The sequence below is a fragment of the Pseudocolwellia sp. G5-9 genome (assembly GCF_055808995.1).
This window is the reverse complement of sequence record NZ_CM147893.1, coordinates 4,667,454-4,683,164: the sequence shown is the minus strand read 5'-3', so window position 1 is coordinate 4,683,164 and position 15,711 is coordinate 4,667,454. Positions and strand designations below refer to the sequence as shown.

The window sequence follows — 15,711 nt, the reverse complement described above, 5'->3', positions numbered from 1 at the left end:
AGCAACAAGCATTTAATTCGAATAAAATTTAAACATGAAAAATAAAAAAACCTAGTAAGGTATAAAATTAAATGATAAAGAATATTCTGTTATTAATCGCTTGTTTCGGGGGCTTATCAGGCTGCGTATCAAGTAATACAGCTGAGTTAGATATTAGCCAATCGATGCAAGCAGTACCTGATACAGCAAAGTTCATAGATCCTGATTATTATATTTGGGGTTCTAGCATGGTTGAAGGAGATGATGGAAAGTATCATTTATTTTATAGCCGCTGGCTTAAATCATACGGTCATAATGCTTGGTTAACTCACTCAGAAATAGCTCATGCTGTAGCAGATAAACCTTTAGGTCCATACAAACATGTAGACATAGCTTTACCTGCAAGAGGTAAAAATTACTGGGATGGTTTATCTACGCATAACCCAACGGTTCATAAATTTGGCGATAAATATTATATTTATTACATGGGCAATACAGGCGATGGCAAAGTGATGAAAGGCTTTAACTTTTCTCATCGTAACAATCAAAGAATTGGTGTTGCTGTAGCAAATAGCCCGTATGGCCCTTGGAAAAGAACAGATACACCGTTAATTAATACCAGCGAAAATAACAACGCTTGGGATGCGCTTATGGTGAGTAATCCTTCTGTACTGCAAAAAGCAGATGGCACCTTTCTCATGGTTTACAAAGCGGTAGCTAAAAAAGCCCCCCTACCCGCAGGTGGTCCAGTGGTTCACTTAATGGCAACAGCAAAATCCCCTACAGGACCTTTCACTAAACATGTAGATCCTGTATTTACTAAAATTGGTGAAAAATTTCCCGCTGAAGATCCTTATATTTGGCTTCAAGATGATCAATATTGGGCCATTGTTAAAGATATGAAAGGCGCCTTCACTGGTTCAGGCAAATCGTTAGCTTTATTTAACTCCAAAGACGGTTTTGATTGGCATAAAGCGAATAATCCACTCGTTTCAAAAATTGAGATAAATTGGCAATCAGGTCGTCAAAAAATTAATCATTTAGAACGACCACAGATTTGGTTTAAAGACGGAAAGCCCGCCATTTTATTTTGTGCAGCAGACGAAACTAGAGAGCACTCTTACAACGTACATATTCCGTTGATTGAAATAGAAAAGCTAAAATAACCTCAACTCAGGATAAGCAAAGTGACTCAACAAGGTTAGGAAAAAAAGTAGGTTAAACTTTTGATAAATAATACTTTAAATTAATCATCTAACATTCATTAAGCCGAGTTGAGATTAAAATAATATCAGATAAAAAATCGAGCCGTAGCTCGATTTTTTAATTTCATAATATCAACGAAACACTAACTATAGGTGTTTTGTCTCTTTTAATTTAAAGGCTCTAGATGCCCCTCGACCATTTTGAAAGGTATAAAGAGCTAAGTAACTAGGTGTTTCTGGTATAGCCACCTCAAACGTTACTTCTGATACTTTATTTGCTTTCAATTTGTACTTTAATGGTTGAGTTAATGAAATTTCAGCCCCATCAAGCGCATTAAAAGAAATATAAGCATCGTCTGCTGTTACTCTTTCAAATTGCAAAGTGACTAATAAACGATTGGGTTGACTACCTACAGACATTTTATAGTAAGTATCCATACCTGAAGCGCGCTTATTAATTGGTGGGCTACCACCTAACCATAATCCACTTCGAGATTCGTCAACAGTTACAGCAAACTCAAGTGGCTTATTTACACTCACTTTTTTTACTTTTACATGTTCAACTTTATCTTCATGGCCAGAGCTAAGCGACGCTTTTGTATCTGTCATTTCAGGCGAGCACCCCATCATTACAAAAGATATAATAATAGGAGCAAATAAAGCAAAACAAGGTGAGTTTGCAACCCTCACTTTATTTTGCCTTTTTATTAACGATGAATGTTTCATTCAAATTAATCAGCAATTCTAACTAATTCAAACTTAAAGCCACACTGGCTGCCTTGAAGAATAACTTCAGGATTATTCATACTTAATACAATAGAGTACTGATTCCCCTCTACAACACTAATTTGACCAAAGTAGCCATCGTCATAATCATAAAGAGAAACTGCTTGTCCTGCATTAGTACGTATTTTTATATAACCCGATTGATCACTTACCTCATGACCTAACTTGTTTAAAGCCTTTATACCCACATAACCAGTAAAGTTAGCTGTAAATAATGCTCTACGTCTCATCCCTAACCCATTACTAGAATTAGCACCGGGTAAGTTATTATTGATACAAAACTCAGGTGAATTAGATGAAATCACTACAGCATCATCCGTTGGAGCTTCAGATTGAATAAGTGGAATAGTGATATATAACTGCTCTAAATCATTTGCACCTACACTTGAACCACCTTTATTTGCCGCTGCACTTATTTTAGGATCCGCAGGAGTATTGGCTGGATACATACCAAAAGGGTCACTTGTTTTAACGTTAGCTATTGCCATTAAATCTTTAACCTCTGTTTCAACATCAGGGTTAGCTTTTAAGTAATAATCTAAAAAGGTAAAAATAGTGGCTGAATGAATACCCGTTTTCATTTTAGTTACAGCATCAAAAAACTCATTAAAACCTTTACCATCAATATTACCCATTGCATACATTAGCTTAATAACCGTCTCTTCAGAATAAAAGCCATTTGCTCGGTCTTCACCAATAGGTGCGTTTAAATCTTCACAGGCACCATCAAGTTGCTGCTCACCTGCAGTATCACAGTAGTAATGACTTCCAGACAACAAACCACCCACAGCAGTACCATAGCCTTCACCGTAGGCTAAACTTGCGTCTTTATATTCATTATAAGAATGACTATCACCAGGGCTATCAGCATAAGATAATTGCGCTTGTAAGTAATGACCAAATTCATGACCGATTACACCTTTGTCAAATTCATCAGTATCAGCATCAGCTTTACCTAATACATATACACCTGGCGATAAACCGCTACCGCTATAATGAGAAGTTCCTATTTCACCTATTGATCTATCTCCCCAAACAGCAATGTTTTTAGGAGACCAATAAAGGTTTAAATCTGGCATTTCAATATTAGGATTAAGAGTTGTTAATTTATCAGCTGCACTTTTTACAATACGTAATATTGAGAATGGTGCTGATTCACGCTCGCTATCAGCAATCACATACCCATCACTGTCAAAACCAACTTTCGCTCTAATATCGAGCTTGTTAGTACTTTCGGCTTCATCTTTAATGGTTATAGCGTCTGAGGTCAGTTGGTATAATTTTTTAACCGCGCCAGCACTTGTATTGTCACGAATGGCAAAATTATACTCAGGGCCCACATTAGGTGTTGAACGAGTTTTTTGAATTTGCGCTTTAACAACAACTTTAACTGTTGTTGATTCAGGTGCATTATCAAATTGATAAAAACCTTGATCATCTGACACGGTACTAGCAATTACTGCACCGTTTGAGTCAATCATATCAACAGGTACACCTGCAACAGCAAATATTTCTAAGCTGTTACTACTGTAATTATGCGCTGCACTTTCTGTGTAAACGATACCTGGTGCTTCAGCCGTTATATGGCCAGATAAAATACTTGTGCCTGTAGCTATAGCAGAAACACGAGCAGGTGCTTTCTCTTTAATATTTGCAGTTGCGTTAGGTGCTTCAACCGTAATAGTCGTCGTGTTTTCTAATCGGCCGTGATCCATGATCACAAGGTCAACTTCACCTTCATTCTGCGCCGGACAATCAGCAAACATAATATTGTATTTAGTTGCGTTATTGGTATCACTTAATGATTGAAGATCGTATACCGCACACTTTTCACCCGCTAAAGTAACGTCTAAACTCATTGATAAATGTGTTCCTACAATATCAAAAGTCGATGTTTCAAAAGCTGTGATTTTTGAAAAGGCTTCATGATCATTACTATCAGGATGCTCCGCATCTACATACTCAACTTGTGAAGCAAGCGGGGCTAACACTACGTCATGGAAATAGGCATCAAGATCTACGTCATAACCTAAATTAGGATCAATAAGCGGGTTATCAAACATATTCTCCATTGCATAAAAATAGTAATCACGTATTTCATCACTGGTGAATAAGCCATTATTTGCTATGCCATAGACTAACGTTTCAATCACTTCATCAGCACTTTCAGCTTCAATATCTTGTTGCATTTGAGATAACGCAGCAAGCACAACACCGTAGCGACCACCGGCAGTACCGTCAGCTTCTTCAATGTTTAAATCCATTGGAATAGCGCTGGTAAGATCAAAACCATTCATACCAAAGGCATTAGCTACATTCGTTAAAACACCTGAGTATTGCGAAATTGGGTCAAGGTCATACACCTCAACAACTTGTGTCGCTATTTCAGTTAATGGGGTTACGCTAGTGCTAAAAGTAGAAGACGTTACATTGTAGTAGGCACGCGTAAGGCCAGCTGTAAATAATTCGCCAGTGGCTTCATCTTTATATTCGCCACCTTCACATTCAATAAGTGCAAAACCTAAATCTGCAGGAATATCTTTAAAGGTTGCAACACCTGTTTCAGTAATAGCCGAAGCAATAGTTTCATTATTAGCATAAATCGAACAGGTACCTTCATCAACAGATGACAACATAAAATGTACTTGTGATTCAGGGCTAGGCTCAACGACAACAACATCTTTATCATCATTATTACAGCCACCAATAAAAGCAGTAAGCATTAATACCTTTATAGCGGTTGAGTTGAGTTTAGGGGATTTCCTAGAATTTTTTATTAGATTAGTTAACATGACAGCACTCCATTTGTAAATGTCATAAAATTAACCCTATAGCTCTTAAGGGGTACTAATAGAGTTAATGCTTTATCCTGCAAAAATTGCGCGTGAATAATATCATGCACACTCAAAAATATTAACAAAATAATAACAAATGTAAGAATTTATTTCTTAACCTATAAGTAACAAAAAACTCAATTAGCTTTGTTTCCTTTTCTATAAAAGTAAAATACCTGCCATATCTGACTATAAATTAAACCTTATTAAAACAGCACATTAGAAATGTATTTTGTATACAAACGTAAGATGTCGAAATACTTTACACTTCATACTTATATATACAATTTAACACATTCAAATATAAAAATTAGTTTTACTTTATAGTAACTTAACAAGAAATTAACAACATGGCTTGATGCTTGCTAAAGTTGAAAAAGCTTTTTAAAGCAAAAAATAGTGATTAAAAATCAAGCTATTTTTACTAGCGTCGTCGGATTTGTATCACAATGTAATAGCAATCATCTTGAATCTAGAATTCATTTTAATATCAAGGATAAATATAAAATGCTAAAAAAATCAATAATAACAGCGTCAGTGTTTGCAGCTATGGCTGTAATGCCTAGCCAAGCTAGCGTGATATTTAATTTCGACTACTCAAGTAACACTGCTGGTGTTGGCTTTTTAGATAGCAGCGAAGGTGTGGCACGTCGTGCTGCATTAGATACTGCAGGCAACATGTTTTCATCTATGTTTGGTAGCTACTTTAGCGACTCTGCTACTCTAGATATTAGCGTTACGTCAACTGACGATAGTACAAGTGGTACGCTAGCTTCAGCTGGTTCAAATCTTGTAAGTACGTGTCCTGTTTCTGGTGGTTGTGTTATTACAGAAGTTGTTAAAACTAAATTACAAACAGGTGTTGATGCTAATGGCACTGACTTAGATGGTAGCGTAGATGTAAACTGGGGATGGGATTGGCAACTAGATCCAAACACTCCAGCTGACGCAACAGCAAATGAATTTGATTTTTTTGCAGCGCTTTTTCATGAATTAACTCATGCGCTTGGTTTTAGTTCACTAATCGATCAAAACGGTGTTGGTTTCTTTAATGACGAATGGTCAACATTCGATACGTTTTTACAAGACTCTACAGGCGAAAAAGTTGTTACTGATACTTTCTTTATCAATCAACCAGTTTGGGACGCTGCTAGTGTTGGCGGAACAGGTAATGGTTTATACTTTGGTGGCGCTAATGCTGTAGCGGCTAATGGTGGTAACGCTGTTGAAATATTCAGCCCTACTACTTGGGTTGACGGCAGCAGTGGTAGCCATATTGATGGTACGCCTTTCCCAACTGATATGATGAAATACGATAGAGATTTTGGTCCAGAAACTCGTGATTATAGTCCTGTAGACGTTGGTATATTAACAGATATTGGTTACACTAGAGTTGCGTCAACAAGTGTGCCAGAAACAGGAACTTTAGGTTTAGCTTTTCTTGGCCTTGCTGGATTATTTTTACGTCGCCGTAAAGCATAATACGGTTACAAGTGTTAAAATAAATGATTAAAAAGCTCGGAAACGAGCTTTTTTTTGTTTTTGTCCCGAGGTATTCAAGCAATGTGGTTTAATCAACTTATCGCAATATATGTAGTAGGAACTTTATTAACGGGAACAGCTTGTATGGCAAAAGAAAGAAACACCACAACAAATTTCCCTCCTGCAACCTACAAACTAGACGAGCTTAGTATTAACCTAACAATACACGCTGGAGCTAAAAAAGGTAGCAGTGCTCAGCGCCTCAACATTTTTGGACGAGGTAATTCAACATTAGAACAAAACGGGAACCTAACCCCATTAAATTATTCATCTAAAGATATTATAAAAATATTAAATAGTTTCTATCAAATTCGCTTTTTCGATCTACCAAGTCGTCATAACATTAAATATTCAGTTTATCTAAACGAAAATGGCTCTATTGGTACTAATGCTTTACGTATGGTTGACGCGTCAAGTGCAACGGTTTGTTTTACCTTACCTGATTATGAGAAGTGCGTGACTTATGGCGTAGACGGCCCAAATGAACTCCAAGCACTAACACAACGTTTGTTTACTGAAGCTAAGCAGCTAGCAAATGCAGGGATAACCGACCAATAATTTTTATAATTATCATTTTGTATTTTAGTATGGCTTACCCTACCAATGTACAGGATCAACTTTATAGTACTGACTTAACTGTCGGTAAAGTGTAGGGTAATGATGATTGAATTTATTCGATTGCTCAAAAAACACCTCACTTGCCACGGCAAAAAACTCAGCCGGATTTGTTGCTCCGTAATAATCAAAAAGTGACGGACTACCTGACATGGCTTGTTTTTTTAACAACTCAAATTGCTTTGAAAAAGCATCAGACCAACTTTTATAATCTTGGTCTTTACCTAAAATAGGCGCTCCGTTTGCGCTACCGTCTTCTTGGTCAAGCTGGTGGGCAAATTCATGAATAACAACATTATGCCCATCATCAGGAATTTCAGCACCATCTAAGGTGTCTTGCCACGACAACACTATTTTACCAAGTTCCCAAGATTCACCTGCTAGCGCGGTTCTTTTTGTGTATTGCACTCCGTCTGCATTTCGTATTTGTTGTTCTTTAACAAATGCACTTGGATAGACTAATATAGTATTTAATTTAGGGTAATAATCAGTTTTTCTATTCAATAAAAGTAAACACGCTTGTGCGGCAATGGTAATTTTTATTTCATCGGTTATTTCAACACCATTGCAACCCACAAATTCTTTTTCAGCTAAAAACACTTGAATATGTTGTTTTAACTGTAGTTGTAAATCAGCCGGCATTCTTCTGAAATATGGCATACGTTGTTGAATAATTTTACGCCACTGTTTGTTAAACGGCTTTTTTCGAATAACACTACGTTTATATTCACGCCAATAAGGTTTACCTACAGAAAACCCTATAAGTAAAACACAAATAATAATAGGTAACAGAAATGACAACATAATAAGTTTTTATAAGTAAACGTTATTATTAAATTGGTACGATGAGTTGAAATATCAAGTGAGGAAGATTAATACCTAAATTGCATCATGAATAAAAATGCCAATCAGTATTACCTGATTGGCATTTTTTATAGCAAATAACAGTTTGAATTTAATAACCTGAACTATGGCTTAGAAAACTAAGCTACTTTGTCCGCAGTTTTTTGGTTATCAAGATATTCGTCTAATGTGCCTTGAAAATCAATCACCTTTTTATCTTTAATATCAATAATACGTGTTGCTAAGCTTGATACAAACTCACGGTCATGGCTTACAAAAATTAGTGTACCTTCAAAGTCTTTAAGCGCATTATTTAATGCGTCAATCGCTTCAATATCCATATGATTGGTTGGTTCATCCATAATTAATACATTAACGTCTTGCATCATTAACATACCGAAAAGTAAACGGTTTTTCTCTCCACCTGAACAGTTACGGGCTTTCTTGTTAGCGTCGTCGTCAGTAAACAACATACGTCCTAACATGCCACGTACAGTTAAATCGTTATGACACGGTCTACGCCATTGCGACATCCAATCCATTAAGGTTAAATCGTTATCAAAAAAGTGTCCGCTGTCTTGTGGGCAATACCCTACTGAAGCATTTTCAGACCACTTAACTACGCCATCGAGTGGCTCTAATTCTTTCATTAAGCAACGTAAGAATGTTGTTTTACCTACGCCGTTTTCACCAATAATGGCAAGCTTAGCACCCGCTTCAAGGAGTAAATCACCGTTTTTAAAAAGTGTTTCGCCATCAAAACCATGACTAAGGTTTTCAAGCTCTAACGCTTGGCGATGCATTTTTTTGCCCGCAGCAAAAGCAATTTTAGGTGTTATACGGCTTGACGATTTCACATCATCAAGTTTAATTTTATCCATTTTTTTAGCGCGAGAACTGGCTTGTTTTGCTTTAGAAGCATTAGCGCCAAAGCGATTTACAAAGTCTTGTAGCTCTTCAATTTCAGCAGCTTTTTTCTCATTACCTGATAATAATTGCTCACGTAATAAGGCGGATTGCGCGAGGAAGAATTCGTAATTACCAGGGTAAATACGTAACTCACCGTAATCAATATCCGCCATATGTGTACAAACTTCATTAAGAAAATGTCTATCATGAGAGATAATGATCATGGTGCATTTACGTTTATTTAACTCGTTTTCTAACCAGCTAATAGTATGAATATCCAAGTTGTTAGTTGGTTCATCCAGTAATAAAATATCTGGATTAGCAAACAAAGCTTGTGCAAGTAACACACGTAGTTTCCAACCGGGCGCCACTTGTTGCATTAAACCGTAATGAAAAGATTCTTCAATACCTGCTTCTAATAAAATTTCACCCGCGCGACTTTCCGCACTGTAACCGTCCATTTCTGCAAATTGGCTTTCTAAATCACCAACACGCATACCGTCGTCTTCACTCATTTCAGCTTGAGCGTAAATAGCGTCTCTTTCTTGCTTAACTTTCCATAGAGCCACATCGCCCATAATAACCGTATCAACTACGCTGTATTGTTCAAAAGCGAATTGATCTTGGCTTAAGGTACCGACTTTATTACCCGTTGAAATGGAAACATTACCTGAACTTGGTGTTAATTCACCCGTCAGTATTTTCATAAAGGTAGACTTACCACAACCATTAGCACCAATCAAACCGTAACGGTTACCGTTGCCAAATTTAGCCGAGATGTTTTCAAACAAAGGCTCTGCGCCAAATTGCATTGTAATGTTAGATGTAGTGATCAAAAGGATATTCCTAGGTTGTGCTAACAGCTATATAAAAATAAAAAATTAAATAACAAAGACTCAAATTTAAGGTCGCGTAGTATACAGGAATAACGACTTAAACCCTACTCTACATTCGTCATTTATGATGAATGTTTTATGATTTACTCCGCACATTTCGCCTTACAACATAGTAAATCGGCCTGTTTTTGCAATTTATAAAACCAGTAAAGCCTTAAACAAACTAAACAGGCTTAAATTAACTGTATTCTCTTCATCAAAAAAGCCTATCGATTTTGGTGCAACAAAGAGGATTATCGATTGTTTAAATTGCAACTTATTACTAACCAAACCTCATAAGAAAATATCTAGCAAATGTCATAAAGATTTATTCAATTAAAATACAACCACTTACACCAAAATAAAATATAAAAAACAAAAAACAAACCAAGTGGTTATGTTTTTGCTTGTATCTATAAATCTAAGAAATGCTTAACCTTTTGTTGCGTGATCAACAATGCTACACAAAATTATCATTAAACTTTAAGGGATTTCATATCCATTTCATTCATTACTCTAATAAGGAAAGTTAAATGTTCTTATTTATAAAGCGCATACATTACATAATTGGGTTACTCGTAATTTTTGCTACGCACTCATTTGCAGTTGATAAGAATAATATTACAGCTAACAAAACTGTGACTTCTTCCTTTATATCTTCAAATAACGATCATCTTTGGTTTGAACAATTTAAAAAAAACGCAACAGATAAACAGCTTTATCACTTTTTATATAACATGCCTAAAGGTGGAGATCTCCATCATCATTCTAGTGGTAGTCACCTACCTAAATGGTGGTACGAGCTTGCATTGAACAAAGAAAAAAATGGTGGATACACCTATTTCACCCGAACTCACCTAAACATTTGTAACGGTTACGGTAAAAATGAATTTGGTATGGAAACTCAAACCCTCATGTTTCGTACTATTAGTGGTAGTAGTTATAACAAATTAAACGAATGTGAAAAAAATAATTACACTGCCCTCAATAAACTCAATAACAGTGAAATTGAATCTTGGAAAAAAAGCATTTGGTTAGATAAACCTCATGAGGGACGAGATGAGTTTTTCCAAACTCATTGGCAACGACTTAACGAACTTACTGCAAATCCTTTTATTGCAGCAGAAATGTTAGTAAAAAACATGGAGTCTTTCGGTAAAGAAGGACTTCTGTATATAGAAGCACAATTAAATGCAACGCAAAAATATAAAGTAGACGGTAGCCCTTATACACAGGAAGAAGCATTAAACATATATATCGCTCGTTTAAGTCAACCAGATGCAATTAAAACAGGTGTAACTGTGCGTCTACAATATGCCTTATTACGATTTTTACCCAATGCCGAACAAGCCTTAACATCTATGTATGACTTTGTTGATAAGCACCGTAATATTTATGTAGGTATAAATATGGTAGGCCGTGAAGATAACCCTAAAGGCCACCCTCTTCGTTTTTTACCTACCCTGAAAAAACTTAGGAGCAAATACCCAGCTATTAATTTAGCCATACACGCGGGTGAATCTGAAGCGCCTAATTTTAATATTCGCGATACGCTATTGTTAGGTGCAAAAAGGATTGGCCATGGAATTAACTTATTAAGTGATCCGCAAACACTATTATTAATGCGCAATAATGATTATTTAATAGAAATTAACCTGATCAGTAATTTAAAACTCGGTTACGTGGCTGACCTTAATCAGCATCCATTTCCTGAATTTTTACGCTTAGGGATTCCTGTAGCGTTATCAACAGACGATCGAGGTATGTGGCATTCAAATATGACCGATGAATTCTTTATAGGGGTTAAATATTTTAATTTGTCATGGTCTGAAATAACAAGCTTAAGTAAAAACTCATTATCTTTCAGCTTTTTAGATGCTAAAACCAAGAAAAAATTACTGAAAAAACTTGATAACAACATCTTGGAATTTGAAAAAAACTATAAACACAAAGGGGAAAAGTCATTAAAAAAACGTCCCGTATTTAATGAATTTATTTTAAGCCATTCCCCTACCGTGGCTGGTTAATATGAAAAACAATGATATAAATAACAAAAATAAAATATACAAAAGCGCTTTATATTTTTTACTTTCAATATCCTGCTTTAATTATGCAGATACTCTTCCAAAGCAACTTTTAAAAAGCCAATCAAACAAGAGTTATGTTGAAGTTATCGCCCAAGCTCAGTTATCAGAAGTTGCACATACGATTACGCCAACACAGATAAAAGATATACTCTTAGACAGCGAACAAACACTTAATATCAATACACTTAAAACCACAATCCAAGAACGTCAATCAGCCGCATTATTAAAAAAATTAGGCTGTATTACTAAAATAGAACTTAAACCACCTCAACTCATCCAATGTAAAGCACTGTCCCCGTTAGCCAATAAACATTTAGTTATTCCGAAAGAGATAATAAACCCATTAAATTTATTATTACGCAATAATATTATTCAGGGATATAACATTAAGCAGAACAAAAACCATAACAATAATTCATTACAAAACAACACCTTACTCTACGGGCATTCATCTCTAGCGCATGCTAAACAGCTCATTATTTTATTAACACTTAATCAAGTTAAATTTACTTGGGAATTAATACCTAAAACATCGGCCTTTAATATTAGATCCGGTTGGAACGACATAACAGATAACGAATTACAGGAAAAAATACGTTACGCACAAGAATATGATTTAAAACTAGCTTTTGAAAACCATCAAGAAAAGCTTAAATTCATGCCCCTTATTAACCAATACGCTAAACGCGACAATAACAACCAACAAGGCCTTATCATTCATGCTTGGTGGCAGCCATTTTATCGCTCACTTGTTCAAGAACAAAACTATAAAAAAGTGACGCGCATTAACCTCGTATTTAGTCATTTCACGGCATCAACTTTAGCACTTAACACACAACAATCTGATGTTATAAACCATATACAAAAACAGTTAGTGAACACTCCGAGTATTGTAAAAATAAATACAGAGTCTATTTGGGTGAACCCGTCTTTTTATCGTTATTTAACAGGGAAATATCAATAATTAAGGTTTAAATATATGCAAAAAAATCATGATATTTTATATACATTAAACGACAAACCACCTTTTTTTGAAAGTGTAACGGCAGCTTTTCAGCACGTACTTGCTAGTTTTGTAGGAATTGTTACGCCTACACTTATTATTGGTTCAACCTTAGGCTTAACAAGCCAAATACCTTATTTGATCAGTATGGCTTTAATTGTGTCTGGTATAGCGACTTTTATTCAAGCTAAACAGTTTGGGCGTATAGGTTGTGGGCTTATTGCAGTGCAAGGTACCAGCTTTGCTTTTATTACCGCATTAATTACCGGTGGCTTTATAGTAAAAAGTCGTGGCGGTAGTGCAGATGATATTTTAGCCATGATGTTTGGTGTAACACTGGTTGGCTCATTTATTGAAATTTTTATTAGCTTCTTTATTGATAAAATTAAAAAAATTATTACCCCATTAACTACCGGCATCGTAATTACAACGATAGGTTTGTCACTTATAAAGGTAGGAATGACAGATTTAGCTGGCGGATTTGGCAGTGAATCATTCGGGTCAATACAAAACCTGTTATTAGGCGGAACAGTACTAGTCATAATAATTACCTTAAATGCCAGCAAGAATGCTTGGTTAAGATTGTCGTCTATTTTTATCGGCATTTTTGTTGGTGCATTAATCGCTTATCCGCTTGGATTACTTTCATTTAATCACCTGTCGCAACTACCTGTTATATCAATCCCTCTCCCTTTTAAATATGGCTTAGCGTTTGACTGGCAAATATTTCTTCCTGTAGCACTAGTGTACCTGCTAACGGCTGTAGAAACCGCTGGCGATCTTACTGCTAATAGCTTGTATTGTGGTTTACCCATAAAAGGTAAAAGCTATATAGAAAGAATAAAAGGCGGTATTTTAGCCGACGGTATTAATTCGTTAATTGCAGGGGTTTTTAATACTTTTCCTAATACTACGTTCGGACAAAATAATGCCGTTATTCAATTAACAGGTGTTGCAAGCCGATATGTTGCTTTTTTCATTGCTGGCATTCTTATTTTGTTAGGTTTATTTCCTATTTTAGGAGGGATCTTACAAGCTATGCCGAAACCTGTTTTGGGTGGCGCAACATTAATTATGTTTGCCACCATTGCGGTTGCAGGAATAAAAATAATGTCTTGCGAGCCTATTAACAGGCGAAACAGTTTAATTATAGCAACGTCTTTTGGCATGGGCTTAGGCGCAATGTTAGTACCAGAAGCATTAGCGCAGCTACCTTTATGGTTAAAAAACATATTGTCATCACCGGTAACTACCGCAGGGTTTACAGCCATTACACTTACGCTTTTATTACCAAAAAATACTATTGAGCTAAACGAAAACGCTTTCGATACCAATACCAGTTCAGATAAAAATTAAAAGGTAAACTATGCAAAAAATTCAAAAGAATACGATTGAGCCAAACACAGCTAAAAGTAAATTATGGCTTAAATCTCCTCAAGCGGTATTTACCGCTAACACTTTTGATGCAAGCAATGGATTAGTTATTCACAACAACAAAATTGTAGAATGTGTGCCTAAAGGAAAACAACCCGAGTGTAGTTACGACTCTGTGATAGATTGCAGTAATCTAGTACTAACACCAGGGTTAATTAATACACACCATCATTTTTATCAAACCTTAACGCGCTGCTTACCACAAGCGATAAACAAACCATTATTTCCATGGCTAAAAACCCTCTATAAAGTATGGCAACACCTTGATGAACCTATGTTGCATGCAGCCACACGCTTAGCATCGCTCGAACTTATGCTTTCAGGTACAACAATGGTTTGTGATCATCATTATGTTTTCCCGAAAGGTTTAGAAAATGCCATTGATATTCAAATAAACGCATTACATGATTTAGGCTGTAGAGCTATGTTAACCCGTGGTTCTATGAGTTTAGGTGAACAAGACGGTGGCTTACCTCCAAACAGCGTAGTACAAAACGAACAAACAATTTTAGATGACAGCCAGCGCTTAATTTCTACATACCATGACGCAAGCGAAGGCTCATTTCTGAATATAGCGTTAGCGCCTTGCTCCCCGTTTTCCGTAACAACTGAATTAATGAAAGAAACAGCAACACTAGCCAACAAAAACAACGTACTTATTCATACTCACTTAGCTGAAACAGAAGATGAAAATGCTTTCTGCGTTAATCAATATGGTGTTAGACCTCTTGAATATTTAAACAATTGTGGATGGTTAACTAACAATACATGGCTTGCACACGGCATTCATTTCAATCAAGACGAAATCAATGCACTCGGTAAAGCACAAGTTGGAATAGCACACTGCCCAACATCAAATATGCTGTTAGCTTCAGGTATTTGTCCTACCATAGCACTCGAAAAAGCGGGTTGTAACATAGGAATAGCAGTTGATGGTTCAGCCTCTAATGATTGTTCAAATATGATACAAGAAGTACGTCAGTCATTGTTACAACAACGACTCACTTATGGTGCACAAGTCATTACAGCTGAAAAAGTACTAGGCTGGGCCACCAAAGGCTCTGCCAACGTACTTCATAGAAGTGACCTTGGTGAACTTGCACCGGGTAAACAAGCCGACATTGCTTTTTTTAAGTTAGACGAATTACGGTTTTCAGGTGTAGGTGACTTTATCGCAAGTATAGTAACTTGTGGTGCGCAACACGTAGAAAAACTGATGGTAGGCGGAGAATGGGTAATAGAAAATGCAAACCACAGTAAAATATTACAAGAAGAACTCTTTTTATTACATAATAATTTAGCCAAAAAACTACACACTTTATGTTAATTAACCTGAGATATGAATTATTAACGTAATTCTAGGAGAAACCTTAAACCATCAACAAACTAACAAATAAATCGCTATCTACACTTTACCTTTAAGATTAAAACTCTAACTTGATTGGTGCATTAAGCACCACTACGGTGCTTATTAAACAAACAAAGCACTTAACTTTATCGTATTACTTTTGCATAAAAAATAAACCCGCTCATATCAACAAAAACAAAAAGACTAATAAACAACCACTTATAATTAAAAAACAAATCCTGACACCAGTG

At 36.0% G+C, this 15,711-nt stretch carries 11 protein-coding genes; 7 read left to right on the top strand and 4 right to left on the bottom strand.

Annotation, left to right across the window (positions count from 1 at the left end; all coding sequences use genetic code 11):
- Positions 1 to 71 precede the first annotated feature (71 nt).
- Positions 72 to 1,145, top strand: a complete 1,074-nt coding sequence (locus tag AC0L5Q_RS20430) for a glycoside hydrolase family protein (RefSeq protein WP_473613379.1) — start codon at positions 72 to 74, stop codon at positions 1,143 to 1,145.
- Between the two features lie 186 nt (positions 1,146 to 1,331).
- Here AC0L5Q_RS20430 and AC0L5Q_RS20425 read toward each other — a convergent pair whose 3' ends face one another.
- Both AC0L5Q_RS20425 and AC0L5Q_RS20420 read right to left on the bottom strand, forming a co-directional pair.
- Positions 1,332 to 1,874, bottom strand: a complete 543-nt coding sequence (locus AC0L5Q_RS20425) for a hypothetical protein (protein WP_473613378.1) — start codon at positions 1,872 to 1,874, stop codon at positions 1,332 to 1,334.
- A gap of 41 nt (positions 1,875 to 1,915) precedes the next feature.
- Complete coding sequence (locus AC0L5Q_RS20420; protein WP_473613377.1) at positions 1,916 to 4,762, bottom strand: hypothetical protein; 2,847 nt, start codon at positions 4,760 to 4,762, stop codon at positions 1,916 to 1,918.
- Between the two features lie 549 nt (positions 4,763 to 5,311).
- Here AC0L5Q_RS20420 and AC0L5Q_RS20415 point away from each other — a divergent pair.
- Together AC0L5Q_RS20415 and AC0L5Q_RS20410 are read left to right on the top strand one after the other, a co-directional pair.
- Positions 5,312 to 6,286 (top strand): hypothetical protein, encoded by a 975-nt coding sequence (locus tag AC0L5Q_RS20415; protein ID WP_473613376.1) that lies wholly within the window; start codon positions 5,312 to 5,314, stop codon positions 6,284 to 6,286.
- Between the two features lie 81 nt (positions 6,287 to 6,367).
- Positions 6,368 to 6,904 carry a hypothetical protein gene (locus AC0L5Q_RS20410; RefSeq protein ID WP_473613375.1) on the top strand — a complete coding sequence of 179 codons (537 nt, stop codon included), beginning with the start codon at positions 6,368 to 6,370 and terminating at the stop codon, positions 6,902 to 6,904.
- Between the two features lie 39 nt (positions 6,905 to 6,943).
- Here the strand turns inward: AC0L5Q_RS20410 and AC0L5Q_RS20405 are convergent, their stop codons facing one another.
- Both AC0L5Q_RS20405 and AC0L5Q_RS20400 read right to left on the bottom strand, forming a co-directional pair.
- The gene (locus AC0L5Q_RS20405) at positions 6,944 to 7,765 is read right to left on the bottom strand and encodes a M90 family metallopeptidase (RefSeq protein WP_473613374.1); all 822 of its coding nucleotides are present in this window, start codon (positions 7,763 to 7,765) and stop codon (positions 6,944 to 6,946) included.
- 179 nt (positions 7,766 to 7,944) lie between these two features.
- A complete protein-coding gene (locus tag AC0L5Q_RS20400; RefSeq protein WP_473613373.1) occupies positions 7,945 to 9,549 on the bottom strand; it encodes an ABC-F family ATPase in 1,605 nt (534 codons plus the stop codon).
- 572 nt (positions 9,550 to 10,121) lie between these two features.
- Between AC0L5Q_RS20400 and AC0L5Q_RS20395 the strand changes: the two genes are divergently transcribed.
- The 4 genes from AC0L5Q_RS20395 to AC0L5Q_RS20380 are packed head-to-tail and all read left to right on the top strand — an operon-like array spanning position 10,122 to position 15,439.
- A complete protein-coding gene (locus AC0L5Q_RS20395; RefSeq protein WP_473613372.1) occupies positions 10,122 to 11,615 on the top strand; it encodes an adenosine deaminase family protein in 1,494 nt (497 codons plus the stop codon).
- A 1-nt stretch (position 11,616) separates the two neighbouring features.
- On the top strand, positions 11,617 to 12,639 hold the full coding sequence (locus tag AC0L5Q_RS20390; RefSeq protein ID WP_473613371.1) for a hypothetical protein: 1,023 nt from the start codon (positions 11,617 to 11,619) through the stop codon (positions 12,637 to 12,639).
- 15 nt (positions 12,640 to 12,654) lie between these two features.
- Positions 12,655 to 14,034 (top strand): nucleobase:cation symporter-2 family protein, encoded by a 1,380-nt coding sequence (locus AC0L5Q_RS20385; RefSeq protein WP_473613370.1) that lies wholly within the window; start codon positions 12,655 to 12,657, stop codon positions 14,032 to 14,034.
- Positions 14,035 to 14,044: 10 nt separating this feature from the next.
- Positions 14,045 to 15,439, top strand: coding sequence for an 8-oxoguanine deaminase (locus tag AC0L5Q_RS20380; RefSeq protein ID WP_473613369.1), 1,395 nt, complete (start codon positions 14,045 to 14,047; stop codon positions 15,437 to 15,439).
- The last annotated feature ends 272 nt before the right edge of the window (positions 15,440 to 15,711 follow it).